At 70.3% G+C, this 16,372-nt stretch carries 13 protein-coding genes and 1 pseudogene; 8 read left to right on the top strand and 6 right to left on the bottom strand.

Annotation, left to right across the window (positions count from 1 at the left end):
* Positions 1-545, bottom strand: a pseudogene (locus ACFV9W_RS33680) (hypothetical protein); the annotation flags it as partial.
* Between the two features lie 58 nt (positions 546-603).
* Here ACFV9W_RS33680 and ACFV9W_RS33675 point away from each other — a divergent pair.
* The 6 genes from ACFV9W_RS33675 to ACFV9W_RS33650 all read left to right on the top strand — a co-directional run bounded on the left by ACFV9W_RS33675 (position 604) and on the right by ACFV9W_RS33650 (position 6,127).
* Positions 604-1,395, top strand: coding sequence for a TraR/DksA family transcriptional regulator (locus tag ACFV9W_RS33675; protein ID WP_385768840.1), 792 nt, complete (start codon positions 604-606; stop codon positions 1,393-1,395).
* A 97-nt stretch (positions 1,396-1,492) separates the two neighbouring features.
* Positions 1,493-2,101 (top strand): signal peptidase II, encoded by a 609-nt coding sequence (gene lspA, locus ACFV9W_RS33670; RefSeq protein ID WP_385768838.1) that lies wholly within the window; start codon positions 1,493-1,495, stop codon positions 2,099-2,101.
* An 85-nt stretch (positions 2,102-2,186) separates the two neighbouring features.
* Complete coding sequence (locus ACFV9W_RS33665) at positions 2,187-3,128, top strand: RluA family pseudouridine synthase (protein ID WP_385768836.1); 942 nt, start codon at positions 2,187-2,189, stop codon at positions 3,126-3,128.
* Positions 3,125-3,607, top strand: coding sequence for a GNAT family N-acetyltransferase (locus tag ACFV9W_RS33660; RefSeq protein ID WP_385768834.1), 483 nt, complete (start codon positions 3,125-3,127; stop codon positions 3,605-3,607). The genes ACFV9W_RS33665 and ACFV9W_RS33660 overlap by 4 nt, the downstream gene beginning before the upstream one ends.
* 130 nt (positions 3,608-3,737) lie before the next feature.
* Positions 3,738-5,324 (top strand): Na+/H+ antiporter, encoded by a 1,587-nt coding sequence (locus tag ACFV9W_RS33655; RefSeq protein WP_385768832.1) that lies wholly within the window; start codon positions 3,738-3,740, stop codon positions 5,322-5,324.
* Between the two features lie 56 nt (positions 5,325-5,380).
* Entirely contained in the window at positions 5,381-6,127 is a 747-nt protein-coding gene (locus tag ACFV9W_RS33650; RefSeq protein ID WP_385768830.1) for an SDR family NAD(P)-dependent oxidoreductase, read from the top strand.
* On the opposite strand, the gene ACFV9W_RS33645 is transcribed toward ACFV9W_RS33650, so the two are convergent.
* Positions 6,124-7,230: a mechanosensitive ion channel family protein gene (locus ACFV9W_RS33645; RefSeq protein WP_385768828.1), complete on the bottom strand. Its 1,107-nt coding sequence runs from the start codon at positions 7,228-7,230 to the stop codon at positions 6,124-6,126. The genes ACFV9W_RS33650 and ACFV9W_RS33645 overlap by 4 nt on opposite strands.
* 62 nt (positions 7,231-7,292) lie before the next feature.
* On the opposite strand from ACFV9W_RS33645, the gene ACFV9W_RS33640 reads away from it, so the two are divergent.
* Positions 7,293-7,862, top strand: a complete 570-nt coding sequence (locus ACFV9W_RS33640) for a dienelactone hydrolase family protein (protein WP_385768826.1) — start codon at positions 7,293-7,295, stop codon at positions 7,860-7,862.
* Between the two features lie 10 nt (positions 7,863-7,872).
* Here ACFV9W_RS33640 and ACFV9W_RS33635 read toward each other — a convergent pair whose 3' ends face one another.
* From ACFV9W_RS33635 to ACFV9W_RS33620, 4 genes are all read right to left on the bottom strand, one after another.
* Entirely contained in the window at positions 7,873-9,516 is a 1,644-nt protein-coding gene (locus ACFV9W_RS33635; protein WP_385768824.1) for an alkaline phosphatase D family protein, read from the bottom strand.
* A 99-nt stretch (positions 9,517-9,615) separates the two neighbouring features.
* A complete protein-coding gene (locus ACFV9W_RS33630; protein ID WP_385768823.1) occupies positions 9,616-10,467 on the bottom strand; it encodes a thioredoxin domain-containing protein in 852 nt (283 codons plus the stop codon).
* A gap of 69 nt (positions 10,468-10,536) precedes the next feature.
* On the bottom strand, positions 10,537-11,217 hold the full coding sequence (locus ACFV9W_RS33625; RefSeq protein ID WP_385768821.1) for a hypothetical protein: 681 nt from the start codon (positions 11,215-11,217) through the stop codon (positions 10,537-10,539).
* Positions 11,218-11,281: 64 nt separating this feature from the next.
* A complete protein-coding gene (locus ACFV9W_RS33620; protein WP_385768819.1) occupies positions 11,282-12,607 on the bottom strand; it encodes a DUF2252 domain-containing protein in 1,326 nt (441 codons plus the stop codon).
* Positions 12,608-12,787: 180 nt separating this feature from the next.
* Here ACFV9W_RS33620 and dnaE point away from each other — a divergent pair, with 180 nt between their 5' ends.
* Positions 12,788-16,327, top strand: coding sequence for a DNA polymerase III subunit alpha (dnaE, locus tag ACFV9W_RS33615; RefSeq protein WP_385768818.1), 3,540 nt, complete (start codon positions 12,788-12,790; stop codon positions 16,325-16,327).
* Positions 16,328-16,372: the final 45 nt, after the last annotated feature.

Raw genomic sequence — 16,372 nt, 5'->3', positions numbered from 1 at the left:
CATGCGGAGGGCACCTCTGCGGAGGAGGCGTCTGCGAAGGGCGCCTCTACGAAGGCGGCGCATACGAAGGGCGCTTCCGCAAAGGGTGCCTCCGCGACGGCGACGGATGCGGAGGGCGTCTCCGCGAAGGAGCCGTCCGCGAAGGAGCCGTCCGCGAAGGAGCCGTCCGCGAAGGAGCCGTCCGTGAAGGAGGAGTCCGCGAAGGGCGCTTCAACGAAGACGGCCCATACGAAGGCGGCCCACACCAAGGACGCCTCCGCGAAGGCGGCGCATGCGGAGGGCACCTCTGCGGAGGAGGCGTCTGCGAAGGGCGCCTCTACGAAGGCGGCGCATACGAAGGGCGCTTCCGCAAAGGGTGCCTCCGCGAAGGCGACGGAAGCGGAGGGCGCCTCCACGGAGGAGGTGTCCGCGAAGGGCGCTTCTACGAAGGCAGCCCATACGGAAGCGGCGCACACGAAGGCGGCCCGCACGAAGGGCGCCGCCGCGAAGGCGGCGCACGCGAAGGACGTCTCCGCGGAGGGGGCGTCGGAGAAGGCCACAGGCACGGAGGGCGCCTCCGTGGAGGGGGCCTCGGGGAAGGGCGCGGGTAAGAAGGCGGCTTCGGTGAAGGGTGCGACCAAGAAGACGGCCGCGGCCAAGGCGGCGGCCGGTTCCGAGGAGGGGGCCGCCCTGGAGGCGGCCGGGAGCGCGGGTGCCAAGAAGTCCGCGGCCAGGAAGAGGACCGCGGCCGGGAAGACGGGGGACCACGCCGGGAAGACGGGGGGCCACGCCGGGAAGACGGGTGAGCACGCCGAGGAGGCCGGGGAGAAGGGGGACGGCGTCGGCCGGGCGGGCGGGCGCAAGGGCGCGAAGAAGACGGTCGCCTCCGCGACCGAGGACGCGGCCGAGGCCGCGAAGACGACGGGAGCCACGACAGTGGTTGCGAAGAAGACTCAGGGCACGGCCACGGCGGCCAAGAAGCCGGGCGCGGTTCCCAAGGCGCGCGGCACCGCCGAACCCGGTGAGCTGGCCGTCCGTCCGGGCGAGGATCCCTGGACCCCGGAGGAGGCCGAGGAGGCGCGCGCCGAGCTGCAGACCGAGGTGCTGCGGCTCGGGAGCGAGATCGCGTCCGCCGAGGAGGGCCTCGCGGGGCTGATGCGCGACTCCGGGGACGGGGCCGGCGACGACGACGCGGACACCGGCACCAAGAACATCACCCGCGAGCACGAGATGGCCCTCGCGGCCAACGCGCGGGAGATGCTGCTCCAGACCGAGCGCGCCCTGGAGCGGCTCGACGCGGGCACGTACGGGCTCTGCGAGAACTGCGGGAACCCGATCGGGAAGGCGCGCATGCAGGCGTTCCCGCGCGCGACCCTGTGCGTCGAGTGCAAGCAGAAGCAGGAGCGCAGGTACTGACCGCCGGCCGCGCCCGCAGAGGGGCACCGGCCCATGGGGGCGCGGCCCTGCGTGCCGTACTCTCGTCCTCAGTCAGGTACGAGGTTGAGGGACTCACGTGGCAGAGGCGGAGCGCATCATCGGTACGCCGGATTCCCCGGACACGGGGGCAACCGAGCCGGAGCAGGCCGAGAAGCCGGTTCCGGAGCAGGCCGAGGAGCAGGTCCAGGAGCGGCCCAGGGGCAGGCGGCGGATCGCCGTGCTGTTCGTCGTGGCCGCGCTCGCGTACGTCCTGGACCTGGGCAGCAAGCTGATCGTGGTGGCGAAGCTGGAGCACCGCGACGCCATCCCCGTCATCGGTGACTGGCTGCAGCTCGAGGTGATCAGGAACCCGGGCGCCGCCTGGGGCATCGGCGAGGCCTTCACGATCATCTTCACCGTGATCGCGGCCGCCGTGATCGTCGTGATCGCGCGGCTCGCCCGCAAGCTCTACAGCACGCCCTGGGCGATCGCCCTCGGCCTGCTGCTCGGCGGGGCCCTCGGCAACCTCACGGACCGGATCTTCCGGGCGCCGGGCGTCTTCGAGGGCGCCGTGGTGGACTTCATCGCGCCGAAGAACTACCCGGTGTTCAACCTCGCCGACTCGGCGATCGTGTGCGGCGGCATCCTGATCGTGCTGCTGTCCTTCCGCGGCATCGACCCGGACGGGACCGTCCACAAGGACTGAGGCACAAGGGCTGGGGGCGGTGACTGAGCCCCAGGTCACGGGGCTCATGTGCGGGAGTGTCGGTGGGCTCCTGCATACTCGATGGGTGAGCACGATTCCCGAGGTCCGCACCCTGCCCGTACCCGACGGCCTGGAGGGCGAGCGCGTAGACGCCGCCATCTCGCGCATGTTCGGCTTCTCCCGCACCAAGGCCGCCGAGCTCGCCGCCGCCGGAAAGGTCGCGGTGGACGGCTCGGTCGTGGGCAAGTCCGAGCGCGTGCACGGCGGCGCCTGGATGGAAGTGGAGATGCCGCAGGCGCCCGCTCCCGTGCAGATCGTCGCCGAGCCCGTCGAGGGCATGGAGATCGTGCACGACGACGACGACATCGTCGTGATCATGAAGCCGGTGGGCGTCGCCGCGCACCCCAGCCCCGGCTGGACCGGCACCACCGTGATCGGCGGGCTCGCCGCCGCCGGGTACCGGATCTCGACGTCCGGCGCCGCCGAGCGCCAGGGCATCGTGCACCGGCTCGACGTGGGCACCTCGGGCCTGATGGTCGTCGCCAAGTCGGAGCGGGCGTACACGTCGCTGAAGCGCCAGTTCAAGGAGCGCGTCCCGGACAAGCGGTACAACGCGCTGGTACAGGGCCACCCCGACCCCATGAGCGGCACCATCGACGCCCCGATCGGGCGGCATCCGAACCACGACTACAAGTGGGCCGTGACCGCCGAGGGCAAGCCGTCCGTCACGCACTACGACCTCATCGAGGCCTTCCGTGCCGCCTCGCTCCTGGACATCAAGCTGGAGACGGGGCGCACCCACCAGATCCGCGTCCACATGTCCGCGCACCGGCACCCGTGCGTGGGCGACCTGACGTACGGCGCGGACCCCACGATCGCGAAGCGCCTCGGCCTCACCCGGCAGTGGCTGCACGCGGTGCGGCTCGGCTTCGAGCACCCGGCGGACGGCCAGTGGGTCGAGTTCGAGAGCTCCTACCCGGAGGACCTCCAGACGGCTCTGGACCGGGTCAGGGCGGAGAGCGCATGAACACCACGCCCGTCACCGCGTACATAACCCGCGTCGCCGAGGGCGCGGCGGACCGGCAGGCCTGTTTCGCCGTCCGCAAGGAAGTCTTCGTCGCCGAACAGGGCGTGCCCGAGGACCTCGAGTACGACGCGTACGACGCCGGGGCCGTGCACGTCCTCGCCGTCCGGACCGACGGGGAGCCGCTCGGCACCGGCCGGCTGCTCACGGGCGAGGCCGCCGCCGTGAAGAACGGCGGGGCGGCGGACGTCGGCGCTCTCGGGCGGCTCGCCGTGACGAAGGCCGCGCGGGGCCTCGGAGTCGGCGCCGCACTGGTGCAGGCCGTCGAGGACGCCGCCCGCGGGCGCGGGCTCACCGCCGTGGACCTGCACGCGCAGACGCAGGCGCTGGGGTTCTACGAGCGCCTGGGATACGTCGCGTACGGGCCGGAGTTCCTCGACGCGGGCATCGACCACCGCGCGATGCGGAAGACGCTGAGCTAGGGCAGGCCCCAGGGCCTTCGCGGCGCCGAGGCGTCGCGGCCCCGGGTCCCAAAAGACCGGTTTGATCTGAAGCGCGTGGCACTCTTGAGGCCGGAACGCACATGATCGTCGAGTCTGGTCGGAGTCCCCGGTGGATCAATTGGCCCTGCTGTTCGTGCTGTTGCTCGGGGCCGTGCTGACCGTCCCGCTCGGTGACCGGCTCGGCCTGCCGTCCCCGGTCCTGATGACCCTGCTCGGCATCGCCCTGGCCCTCATCCAGGCGGTGCCGAATGTCGACATCAACCCGGACCTGATCCTCCCGCTCGTGCTGCCGCCGCTGCTCTACGCGGCCGTGCACCGCACGTCCTGGCGGCAGTTCGCGGCCAATAAACGGCCGATCTTCCTGCTCGCCGTCGCCCTGGTCTTCGTCACCACGGCCGCGGTCGCCTTCACCGCCGACGCGATCGTGCCGGGCCTGCCGGTCGCCGCGGCCGTCGCGCTCGGCGCCCTGGTGGCGCCGCCCGACCCGGTCGCCGCGACCGCCGTCGCGGGCCAACTCGGCCTGCCCCGGCGCATGGTGTCGATCCTGGAGGGCGAGGGCCTGTTCAACGACGTGACCGCGATCGTGCTGTACCACGTCGCGATCGCCGCCGCCGTCAGCGGCACCTTCTCGTTGCCGCGCGCCGCGCTCGACCTGGTGCTGTCCGCGGTCGTCGCCGTCGCCGTCGGCTGGGGGCTCGGCTGGGTCGCCAACAAGCTCATCGGCTATCTCGGCGACGCCACGCTCCAGATCGGCCTCACGCTCCTGATCCCCTACGCCTCGTACGTGCTCGCCGAGGAGCTCAAGGGCTCGGGCGTGCTCGCGGTCCTGACCACGGCGATGTTCCTGGCCGAGCACGCCTTCGACGCCGACGACGTGCTCACCAGGCTCACTGGGCGGGCCTTCTGGGACGTCGTGGACACCCTCGTCACGGGCGTCGCGTTCGGCCTCATCGGCCTGGAGGTGCACAACGTCGTCAGGACCGCGGAGGGCCGCTGGGGCGAGATGCTCGGCTGGGCGGCCGCGGTCGTCGCCGTCGTCATCGTCGTACGGCTGTTGTGGCTGCTGCCGATGACGTGGGTGACCCGGCGGATGCACCTGCGGCGCGACGTCGACGAGGACATCCCGGTGAGCTGGCGCGAGACGGTCGTCATGTGGTGGGCCGGAATGCGCGGCGTGGCCTCCGTGGCGCTTGCCCTCGCCATCCCGCTGACCATGGACGACGGTTCGCCGTTCCCGCAGCGGGACGAGATCGTCTTCCTCGCGTTCGGGGTGATCATGGCGACCCTGGTGCTGCAGGGGCTCAGCCTCCCGTGGCTGGTGCGGAAGTTGGGCGTGCGCAGCGACGACACCGCCGAGCGGGAGTTCGAGCGGCAGCTCGCGATGCGGGCCGCCAAGGCCGCGAAGCGGCGGTTCAGGGAGATCGAGGAGGTCGAGGAGCTGCCGGACGAGGTGACGGAGCAGATGCTGCGCCGCGCGCTCGACATCGGCCTGCGCATCAACCCGGAGATCGGCGCGGACGAGCGGCGCGAGAAGCAGACCAAGCGGGTCGAGCGGATCAAGCGGATCCGCCGGATCCAGGCGGAGATGATGTCGGCGGCCCGCCACGAGGTCCTCGCCGCCCGCAGCGAACCGGGCTCCGACCCCGAGGTGGTCGACCGGGTGCTCAGGAAACTGGACGTGCGCAGCCTGCGCTAGCTCCGGTTCCGCTGATCAACGGCTTGGAGCGCGCTCCACGGCCTAGGCTCGTGTGTATGGCACGCAACGTGATGATCACCGGAGGCGGTACGGGCATCGGTCTCGCCGCGGCCAGGGCCTTCGCCGCGGAGGGCGACCGGGTGCTGCTGGTCGGGCGGCGGATCGAGGTCCTGGAGAAGGCCGGGGTGACCGGCGCCCTGAAGTACCCGGCCGACCTCGGCACGGTCGAAGGGGCGCGCGGCGCCGCCGACTTCGCGCTCGAGGCGTTCGAGGGCACGGTCGACGTGATCGTGCACAGCGCCGGCGGGTTCGGCGGCCGCAGCGACCCGGCCCCGGAGGGCGGCGATCCGCTGGAGGCCGTCGCGCACCAGTGGAACACCGACTTCCGGATCAATACGCTCACGTCGGTGCTGCTCACCGAGGCGCTGCGCGAGCACCTGACCTCGCCCGGCGGCCGGATCGTCTTCGTGTCCTCCATCGCCGCCCTGCGCGGCTCGAACCAGGGCTCGTACGGCGCCTCCAAGGCGGCCCTGCACCCGTACACGTACGACCTCGCCAAGCAGCTCGGCCCGCGCGGCATCACCGTGAACGCCATCGCGCCCGGCTACATCGAGGACACCGAGTTCTTCGGGCCCTCGATGCCGGAGGCGGACCACCGGCGCCGGGTCGAGGCCATCCCGACCGGCCGCGCCGGGACACCCGAGGACATCGCGGCCACCGTGCTGTGGCTGGCGTCGCCGGGCGGCGGCCATGTCACCGGACAGATCGTCCAGGTCAACGGCGGGGAGCTGCTGGGGCGTTAGCCGCGCCCCGTCCGCGGTGCGCGGCCGTTGCGGCTGAGGACGTGGTCCGGCAGGGCGTCCGACTCGTCGGGGGCGACCAGCGCCGTCGCCGTGTTGATCCGCGGCAGTGCGTACGGGTGCTGCTCGGTCAGCCAGCGCACCAGCTGCTCGCGGACCGTGACCCGCACCGTCCAGATGTCGTCCGCGTCCTTGGCCGTGACCAGGGCGCGGACCTGGAGGGTGCTGGGCGTCGTGTCGGTGACGGCCAGGCCCCAGTCGCGGCCGTCCCAGGCGGCGCACTCGCGCAGGATGTCGTGCAGCTTCTCGCGCATCTCGGGCACCGGCGCGCTGTGGTCGAGGTGGAAGAAGACGGTGCCGGTCATCTGGGCGCCGCCGCGCGACCAGTTCTCGAACGGCTTCGACGTGAAGTACGAGACCGGCATCGTGATGCGGCGCTCGTCCCAGGTGCGCACGGCGAGAAACGTGAGGGTGATCTCCTCGACCGTCCCCCACTCGCCGTCCACGACCACGGTGTCCCCTATCCGCACCATGTCGCCGAAGGCGATCTGCAGACCCGCGAAGAGGTTGCCGAGCGTGGACTGGGCGGCGACACCGGCGACGATGCCCAGGATGCCGGCCGAGGCCAGCAGCGAGGCCCCGGCCGCCCTGAAGGCCGGGAACGTCAGGAGCATCGCGGCCACCGCGACCACGCCGACGACGGCGATGACGACGCGCTGGATCAAGGTGACCTGGGTGCGCACGCGGCGGACCCGGGCGGGGTCGCGCTGGGCGGTGGCGTAGCGCGCGTAGGAGGACTCGACGACGGCCGACGAGATCCGCACGGCGAGCCACGCGGTGGCGCCGATCAGGACCAGGCTGAGCGTTTCTCCAATGCCGCTGTAGTGATCCTCACCGACGCCGGCCTGGTCGTACGACCCCTTGAGCAGCGCCGCGCAGAGCACGACCTGGAGCGGCAGCCGGCAGCGGCGCAGCAGTCCCCACAGCGGCGTCTCGTGATGACGCTGGTCGGTGCGTCGCAGCAACCGGTCGACCGCCCACCCCACCAACAGTGTGAGCACGACCGAGCCACCAATGACGATCAGTGGGCGCAGTACGTTCTCCATGCCACGACGGTAACCGGGATCGGGCGCGTCCAACCTGTGGGGTCCCTGGCACCATGGAGCCCATGAACATCATGCTTTTCCATTCGGCGTTCGGATTGCGGCCCGCCGTCGAGGCCGCCGCCGACCGGCTGCGGGCCGCCGGGCACGAGGTGTGGACCCCCGATCTCTTCGAGGGCCGCACCTTCGACACCGTCGAGGAGGGCATGGCCTTCAAGGACGAGATCGGCAAGGACGAGCTGCTCAAGCGCGCCGTCCTCGCGGCCGCGCCCTACTCGGACCGGGGCCTCGTCTACGCCGGGTTCTCGTTCGGCGCCGCGACCGCGCAGACCCTCGCCCTCGGCGACGACAAGGCGAAGGGGCTGCTGCTCCTGCACGGCACGTCCGACATCGCGGAGGGCGTCGCCGTGGACGAGCTCCCGGTCCAGCTGCACGTCGCCGAGCCCGACCCGTTCGAGACGGACGACTGGCTGACCGCCTGGTACCTCCAGATGGGCCGCGCGGGAGCCGACGTGGAGGTCTACCGGTACGCCGGGGCGGGCCACCTCTACACGGACCCCGACCTCCCGGACTACGACGAGGAGGCCGCCGAGGCCACCTGGCGGGTGGCGCTCGGCTTCCTCGAAACCCTGTAGGGCACCCGCTCTACGCCACCGGGGCGTTCGCCCGTTCGACCTTCTGGGTGCCGGTGAGCGTGCGGTACGAGCGCTGCCAGGCCGACGTCGCGCTGCGGTCCGTGCGGTCGGAGATCACGTAGAAGTCCATCTGCGTCCGCGCGGCCGTGACGTCCAGGACGCCGTAGCCGTGCCGGTCCATGTCCAGCCAGCGCACGTGCCGGTTGGCCGCCTTGATGGCGCCCTCGGCGACCGTGGAGAGCGTGTCGGGGGCGACGTGCAGGATGTCGTCCAGGTTGTCCGAGGTCACGGACGTGACCACGAACTCCGTCGCGGCCGAGGGCGACAGCGGATACGTCGCCGCCTTGACCGGCACGTCGTTGGCCCATGCCATGTGGATGTCGCCGGTCAGGAAGACGGTGTCGCGGACGGCGTTCTCGCGCAGGTGGGAGATCAGCTCGGCGCGGTCGTGCGTGTAGCCGTCCCACTGGTCGACGTTGATCGCCAGGCCCTCCTTCGGGAGGCCGAGGAGTTCGGCCAGCGGACCCGCGATGTGGGCGGGCAGCGAACCGAAGGCGACCGGCGAGATCATCACCGAGGTGCCGACCAGCTTCCAGCGCGCGTCCGACGCGGTGAGCCCGGACTTCAGCCAGTCGAGCTGGGCGCGGCCGGTGATCGTACGCTCCGGGGAGTCCACCGCGCCGTTGCCGACGCTCGACTGCTCGGAGCGGAACGAGCGCAGGTCGAGCAGGTGGAGGTCGGCCAGCCTGCCGAAGCGCAGGCGGCGGAAGACCGTGCCGGCGGTGGACGGGCGGACCGGCATCCACTCGAAGTAGGCCTGCTTCGCGGCCTTCTGGCGCGCCGCCCAGTCGCCCTCGGCGTCCGGCGTGTGGTTCTCCGCGCCGCCCGACCAGGCGTCGTTGGCGATCTCGTGGTCGTCCCAGATCGCGATCAGCGGGTGCGTGGACTGCATCGCCTGGACGTCGGCGTCCGTCTTGGTCTGGCCGTGCCGGGTGCGGTAGTCGGCGAGTGAGACGATCTCGTGCGCGGGCCGGTGCTGCCGGACGGTGTAGTCGGCCGTCGGGTACTCGCCCGTCTTGTACTCGTAGAGGTAGTCGCCGAGGTGCAGGACCGCGTCCAGGTCCGCGCGGGCGGCCAGGTGCCGGTACGGGGAGAAGTAGCCGGCCTCCCAGTTGGCGCAGGAGACGATGCCGAAGCGCAGTCCTTCGGGGGAGGCGTCGGCGGCGGGGGTGGTGCGGGTGCGGCCCACGGGGGAGTGGGCGGCGTCCACGGAGAAGCGGAAGTAATGGGCGGTCGCCGGGCGCAGGCCCCTTACATCGGCCTTGACCGTGTGGTCGGATGCGGCGCTCGCGGTCACGGTTCCCCGGCCGACGACCTGCCGGAAGGCCTTGTCCTCGGCTATCTCCCAGCTCACCCGCACATCGGGGCCCTTGCCCGAGCCGGGCACCGCGTCGGCGGCCGGCGTCACGCGCGTCCACAGCAGGATCCCGTCCGGGAGCGGGTCGCCGGACGCGACGCCGTGCAGGAACGCGGGGGCCTCGGCGGCCTGGGCGGGGACCGCGGCGGCGAGCGGCGCGGCGAGCGCGGCACTCGCGGCAGCGGCCTTGACGACCGTGCGGCGGGTCGGGGTGTTCTCATGGAATCGACTGGTCACAGCCGGTCAGACTACTGACTGGTAGATACAAAGAGCGGGCGAAACCGAAAGGTTCGCCCGCTCTTCGTCTGTGCTCTTCGTCCGTGCGTGGACCCGACGTCAGCCCTTGAGCGCCTTCTCGGTCGCGGTCTTGTACTCGGCCACGGTCATCGGGGCGTTCTGGCCGTCCGAACCGGTCAGCTTCTTGCCGTCCATGACCAGGCTCGGGGTGCCGGTGACGCCGTCCTTGTTGGTGTCGAAGGACTTGGACATCTTCATGGCCCAGGCGTCGAACGTGCCGTCGGTGACGGCCTTCTGGAACGTCTTGTTGCCCTTGAGCGAGTCGACGGAGTCGGCGATCTCGATCAGGTAGTCGTCGTCCTTGAACTTGTCGTCGCTCTCCTCGGGGTGGAACTTCGCCGAGTAGAGCGCCGTCTTGTAGTCGAGGAAGGCGTCCTGGCTCACGTTGAGCGCGGCGCCGAGCGCGCTCAGCGCGTTCTTGGAGCCCTCGCCGTTGGTGCCGACGTCGCCCTTGCCCGAGCTGTCGCCGTCGAGGAACGTGCCGCCGACGAACTGGAGCTTGAACTTGCCGGCCTCGACGTCCTTGTGGAGCTGCGGGCCGACGGTCTGCTCGAAGGAGGCGCAGACCGGGCAGCGCGAGTCCTCGTAGATCTTCATGGTCTTCTTGGCGTCGGCCTTGCCGACGACGACGGTCGTGCCGTCCTTGCCCGAGGTGTTCTTGGGCGCCTTCACGGCGGAGGACTTGGCGTCCATCGCCGTCTCCCAGTGGGAGGGCTTGTTGGCCTGCATCACCGCGTAGCCGACGCCGCCGGCTATCGCCAGGACCGCGACGATGGAGACGCCGACGACGGCCTGCCGCTTCGTCTTGTCCCGCTTGGCCTGGCGCTCGCGTTCGGCGCGCAGCCGCTCGCGGGCCGCGGACTTCGCCTGCTGGGTGTTGCGCTTGCTCATGGTCGTGCTCCGTAGGTAAGTGTCGTGCGGATGGGGACTGCCGTGCCGGAGCCCGAGCCGAACGGTGGCTCAGGCGGCCGGGCACGGCGGCCCGCGCCGCCCTACGGAGTGCACCCAGAGCCGGGTGCGGGAGGCCGGTACGCGCGTGGCGGGGCGCGGCAGCCGGATGCCCGGCTCGCGCCGGACGGTGACCGCGGCGAACGCGATGAGCAGCGGCCGGAATGCGAAGGCGGCCACCGCGCGCAGCAGTTGGGCCAGGGCCTGCTCGCCGCGGCGCAGCCAGGCGGCCGCGAGCAGACCGACCGCGACGTGCGCGCCGAGCAGCATCCAGGAGGCCGCCGGGTCGGTGTGCGCGAAGAGCGCGGCGGCCCGCTCGGTGCCGCCGCCCGTCATCCGGGCCAGCGGGGTGCCCACGTTCCCGGCGCACAGCACGTCGAAGCCGAACTGGCGCAGCGGTCCCGCGACCGGGCCGCCCGCCCGGCCGTAACAGACGTGCTGGCCGGTCGTGAAGACCGTGTCGGCGGCCAGTTCCAGCGGGACGAGCAGGGCGGCGATCCGGCCGAAGGAGCGCTCGCGTCCCGCCAGCGCGTACGCGATCACGAAGACGGCCGCGGCGATGGCCGCGATCGTCGTGAGCGGCAGCGGGGCCCGGGACAGCAGCACGTGCGACGCGACGGACAGCGTCACGACGCATGCCGTGAACAGCGCCGCGCGCGTCACTCGTAGCTGGGTCCCGGATATGTCGTCCATCGCGGCAGAGTGTGCCATGGGTTCCTGTAAACGATGCCTAAAGGGGGCTCATTCACAGCATCCTTCACAGGCCCGGGATCCGGCCGTTGCGGAACAGGTCCACGAAGATCTGGTGGTCCGCACGCGCGCGTGCCCCGTAGGAGTGCGCGAAGTCGACCAGCAGGGGCGCGAAGCCCTCCTCGTCGGCCGCGATCGCCGCGTCGATGGCGCGCTCCGTGGAGAACGGCACCAGCGACTCGCCGGACTGGTCGTCCGCCGCCGCGTGCATCGTCGCCGTGGCCCTGCCGAGGTCGGCGACGACCGCCGCGATCTCCTCGTACTCGTCGATGTCGCCCCAGTCCAGGTCCACCGCGTACGGCGAGATCTCGGCGACCAGCTGCCCCGCGCCGTCGAGCTCCGTCCAGCCGAGCCACGGGTCGGCGTGCGCCTGCAGGGCGCGCTGCGAGATGACCGTGCGGTGGCCCTCGTGCTGGAAGTAGCCGCGGACCGCCGGATCGGTGATGTGCCGCGAGACGGCCGGCGTCTGGGCCTGCTTCATGTAGATCACGACATCGTTCTCGAGCGCGTCGCTGTTGCCCTCCAGGAGGATGTTGTACGAGGGCAGGCCCGCGGAGCCGATGCCGATGCCGCGGCGCCCGACCACGTCCTTCACCCGGTACGAGTCGGGGCGCGCGAGGGAGGCCTCCGGCAGCGTCTCCAGGTACCCGTCGAACGCCGCGAGCACCTTGTAGCGCGTCGCCGCGTCCAGCTCGATGGAGCCGCCGCCCTCGGCGAAGCGGCGCTCGAAGTCGCGGATCTCCGTCATGGACTCCAGCAGGCTGAAACGGGTCAGCGAGCGGGCGTCGCGCAGCGCCTCCAGGAGCGGCCCTTCGGCCGTGTCCAGCGTGAAGGGCGGCACCTCGTCGCTCTTGGCGCCGGTCGCCAGCGCGTGAATGCGCTCGCGGTAGGCCGCCGCGTACGTGCGCACGAGGTCCGTGATCTGCTCGTCGCTCAGCGCCTTGGAGTAGCCGATCAGGGCGACGGAGGCGGCGAAGCGCTTGAGGTCCCAGGTGAAGGGGCCCACGTACGCCTCGTCGAAGTCGTTCACGTTGAAGATCAGGCGGCCCGTGGAGTCCATGTACGTGCCGAAGTTCTCCGCGTGCAGGTCGCCGTGGATCCACACCCGGCTGGTCCGCTCGTCCAGGTACGGCCCGCCGTGCTGCTCGCGCTCCACGTCCCCGTAGAACAGGCAGGCCGTGCCGCGGTAGAACGCGAAGGCCGAGGCCGCCATCTTGCGGAACTTGACCCGGAAGGCCGCCGGGTCGGCGGCGAGGAGCTCGCCGAACGCGGTGTCGAAGACGGCGAGGATCTGCTCGCCGCGCTGCTCAGCGGTGGGCTGCGGTTCCGACATCGCTGGGTGCCTCCTGGTGCGGGATGGTCCGGTGCGCCGTCATGACGCGTGGGACAGATGTTCTGATCTGTCCAACGCACGACCGTACTCCGGAGTGCCCGGCCGTTGTCAGTGACCGGTCGTAGACTTCCAAGCTGTCCCTCATCCGTCGCCCGGTGTTTTCCATTGGAGGCCCCCACCGTGTCCAAGCCGCCCTTCACGCACCTGCATGTGCACACCCAGTACTCGCTGCTGGACGGTGCGGCGCGGCTCAAGGACATGTTCAAGGCCGCCGGCGACATGGGCATGACGCACATCGCGATGTCCGACCACGGCAACCTGCACGGCGCGTATGACTTCTTCCACACCGCGGAGAAGGCGGGCATCACGCCGATCATCGGCATCGAGGCCTACGTGGCCCCGGAGTCCCGGCGCAACAAGCGGAAGGTCCAGTGGGGCCAGCCGCACCAGAAGCGCGACGACGTGTCCGGTTCCGGTGGTTACACCCACAAGACGATGTGGGCGGCGAACAGCACGGGACTGCACAACCTGTTCAAGCTGTCCTCGGACGCGTACGCCGAGGGCTGGCTGCAGAAGTGGCCGCGCATGGACAAGGAGACGCTCTCCCAGTGGAGCGAGGGCATCATCGCGTCCACCGGCTGCCCCTCCGGTGAGCTGCAGACCCGGCTGCGCCTCGGCCAGTTCGACGAGGCGGTCAAGGCGGCCGCCGAGTACCAGGACATCTTCGGCAAGGACCGGTACTTCCTGGAGCTGATGGACCACGGCATCGACATCGAGCACCGGGTCCGCGAGGACCTCCTGCGGGTCGGCAAGAAGGTCGGCATCCCGCCGCTGGTGACGAACGACTCGCACTACACGTACGCGAACGAGGCGACGGCGCACGACGCGCTGCTGTGCATCCAGACCGGCAAGAACCTCTCCGACCCGGACCGCTTCCGGTTCAACGGCACGGGCTACTACCTGAAGTCCACGGACGAGATGTACGCCATCGACTCCTCGGACGCCTGGCAGGAGGGTTGCCGCAACACGCTGCTCGTGGCCGAGCAGATCGACACGACCGGCATGTTCGAGAAGCGCGACCTCATGCCGAAGTTCGACATCCCGGAAGGCTTCACGGAGGTCACCTGGTTCCAGGAGGAGGTCCGGGTCGGCATGAACCGCCGCTACCCGGGCGGCGTCCCCGAGGACCGCCAGAAGCAGGTCGAGTACGAGATGGACATCATCATCCAGATGGGGTTCCCGGGATACTTCCTGGTCGTCGCCGACTTCATCATGTGGGCCAAGAACAACGGCATCGCGGTGGGCCCGGGCCGTGGCTCCGCGGCCGGTTCGATCGTCGCGTACGCCATGGGCATCACCGACCTCGACCCGATCACGCACGGACTGATCTTCGAGCGGTTCCTCAACCCCGAGCGCGTCTCCATGCCCGATGTCGACATCGACTTCGACGAGCGCAGGCGCGTCGAAGTGATCAGGTACGTGACCGAGAAGTACGGCGCCGACAAGGTCGCCATGATCGGCACCTACGGCAAGATCAAGGCCAAGAACGCGATCAAGGACTCCGCGCGCGTGCTCGGCTACCCGTACGCGATGGGCGACCGCCTCACCAAGGCGATGCCCGCCGACGTCCTCGGCAAGGGCATCGACCTCTCCGGCATCACCGACCCCCAGCACCCGCGCTACAGCGAGGCCGGCGAGATCCGGGGGATGTACGAGAACGAGCCGGACGTCAAGAAGGTCATCGACACCGCCAAGGGCGTCGAGGGCCTGGTCCGGCAGATGGGTGTGCACGCGGCCGGCGTCATCATGTCCAGCGAGCCCATCGTCGACCACGCCCCGCTGTGGACCCGGCACACCGACGGCGTGACCATCACGCAGTGGGACTACCCGCAGTGCGAGTCGCTCGGCCTGCTGAAGATGGACTTCCTGGGCCTGCGCAACCTGACGATCATGGACGACGCCGTCAAGATGGTGCGGTCCAACAAGGGCATCGACCTGGAGATGCTCGACCTCCCGCTGGACGACCCGAAGACCTTCGAACTGCTCTGCCGCGGTGACACGCTGGGCGTCTTCCAGTTCGACGGCGGCCCGATGCGCTCGCTCCTTCGCCAGATGCAGCCCGACAACTTCGAGGACATTTCCGCCGTCTCGGCCCTGTACCGGCCGGGCCCGATGGGCATGAACTCGCACATCAACTACGCGGAGCGCAAGAACGGCCGGCAGGAGATCACGCCGATCCACAAGGAGCTCGAAGAGCCCCTGAAGGAGACGCTCGGCCTGACCTACGGCCTGATCGTGTACCAGGAGCAGGTGCAGAAGGCCGCGCAGATCGTCGCCGGGTACTCGCTCGGCGAGGCCGACGTGCTGCGCCGCGTGATGGGCAAGAAGAAGCCCGAGGAGCTGGCGAAGAACTTCGTCCTCTTCCAGGAGGGCGCGAAGAAGAAGGGCTTCTCCGACCAGGCGATCCAGGCCCTGTGGGACGTCCTGGTGCCGTTCGCCGGCTACGCGTTCAACAAGGCGCACTCCTCCGCGTACGGCCTGGTCACCTACTGGACCGCGTACCTGAAGGCGAACTACCCGGCCGAGTACATGGCCGCGCTGCTCACCTCGGTGAAGGACGACAAGGACAAGTCGGCCGTCTACCTCAACGAGTGCCGGCGCATGAAGATCAAGGTCCTCCCGCCGGACGTGAACGAGTCGGTGCACAACTTCGCCGCCCAGGGCGACGACGTGATCCTCTTCGGCCTGGAAGCGGTCCGCAACGTCGGAGGGAACGTGGTGGAGTCGATCACCCGGGCCCGCAAGGCGAAGGGGAAGTTCACCTCGTTCCCCGACTACCTCGACAAGATCGAGGCCGCGGCCTGCAACAAGCGGACGACGGAATCGCTGATCAAGGCCGGTGCCTTCGATCAGATGGGACACACCCGCAAGGGCCTCACCGCCCAGTACGAGCCGATGATCGACAACGTCGTGGCGGTGAAGCGCAAGGAGGCCGAGGGACAGTTCGATCTCTTCGGCGGCATGGGCGAGGGCGAGAGCGACGAGCCGGGCTTCGGCCTCGACGTCGAGTTCTCCACCGACGAGTGGGACAAGACGTACCTGCTCGCCCAGGAGCGCGAGATGCTCGGCCTGTACGTCTCCGACCACCCACTGTTCGGCCTGGAGCACGTGCTCTCCGACAAGGCGGACGCGGGCATCGGCCAGCTCACCGGAGGTGACTTCGGGGACGGCGCGGTCGTCACGGTCGGCGGCATCATCTCCGGCCTCCAGCGCAAGATGACCAAGCAGGGCAACGCCTGGGCGATCGCCACCGTCGAGGACCTCGCCGGTTCCATCGAGTGCATGTTCTTCCCGGCGACGTACCAGCTGGTCTCGACCCAGCTCGTCGAGGACGCCGTCGTCTTCGTCAAGGGCCGCCTCGACAAGCGCGAGGACGTGCCGCGCCTGGTCGCCATGGAGATGCAGGTCCCCGACCTCTCCAACGCGGGCACCAACGCGCCGGTGATCCTCACCATCCCCGCCCTCAAGGTGACCCCGCCGATGATCAGCCGCCTCGGCGAGATCCTCACCAACCACCGGGGCGACAGCGAGGTCCGGATCAAGCTCCAGGGGCCGCGCAAGACCACGGTGCTGCGGCTCGACCGGCACCGGGTGAAGCCCGACCCGGCGCTGTACGGCGACCTGAAGGTGCTGCTCGGCCCGTCCTGCCTGGCCGGCTGACCGCACGCACGCATGCGCGAGGGGCGCACCCGGAGTTCCGGGTGC

This window comes from Streptomyces sp. NPDC059897 (assembly GCF_042730865.1).
Taxonomy (GTDB): domain Bacteria; phylum Actinomycetota; class Actinomycetes; order Streptomycetales; family Streptomycetaceae; genus Streptomyces.
The sequence above is the reverse complement of the archived record's forward strand: the minus strand, read 5'-3'. Positions and strand labels throughout refer to the sequence as shown.

Bases quoted from the DNA above. Each gene is read 5' to 3' on its own strand.
- ACFV9W_RS33660 (WP_385768834.1), top strand. From the start codon at position 3,125: ATGAACACCACGCCCGTCACCGCGTACATAACCCGCGTCGCCGAGGGC.
- ACFV9W_RS33650 (WP_385768830.1), top strand. From the start codon at position 5,381: ATGGCACGCAACGTGATGATCACCGGAGGCGGTACGGGCATCGGTCTC.
- ACFV9W_RS33645 (WP_385768828.1), bottom strand. From the start codon at position 7,230: ATGGAGAACGTACTGCGCCCACTGATCGTCATTGGTGGCTCGGTCGTG.
- ACFV9W_RS33640 (WP_385768826.1), top strand. From the start codon at position 7,293: ATGAACATCATGCTTTTCCATTCGGCGTTCGGATTGCGGCCCGCCGTC.
- ACFV9W_RS33630 (WP_385768823.1), bottom strand. From the start codon at position 10,467: ATGAGCAAGCGCAACACCCAGCAGGCGAAGTCCGCGGCCCGCGAGCGG.
- ACFV9W_RS33625 (WP_385768821.1), bottom strand. From the start codon at position 11,217: ATGGACGACATATCCGGGACCCAGCTACGAGTGACGCGCGCGGCGCTG.
- ACFV9W_RS33620 (WP_385768819.1), bottom strand. From the start codon at position 12,607: ATGTCGGAACCGCAGCCCACCGCTGAGCAGCGCGGCGAGCAGATCCTC.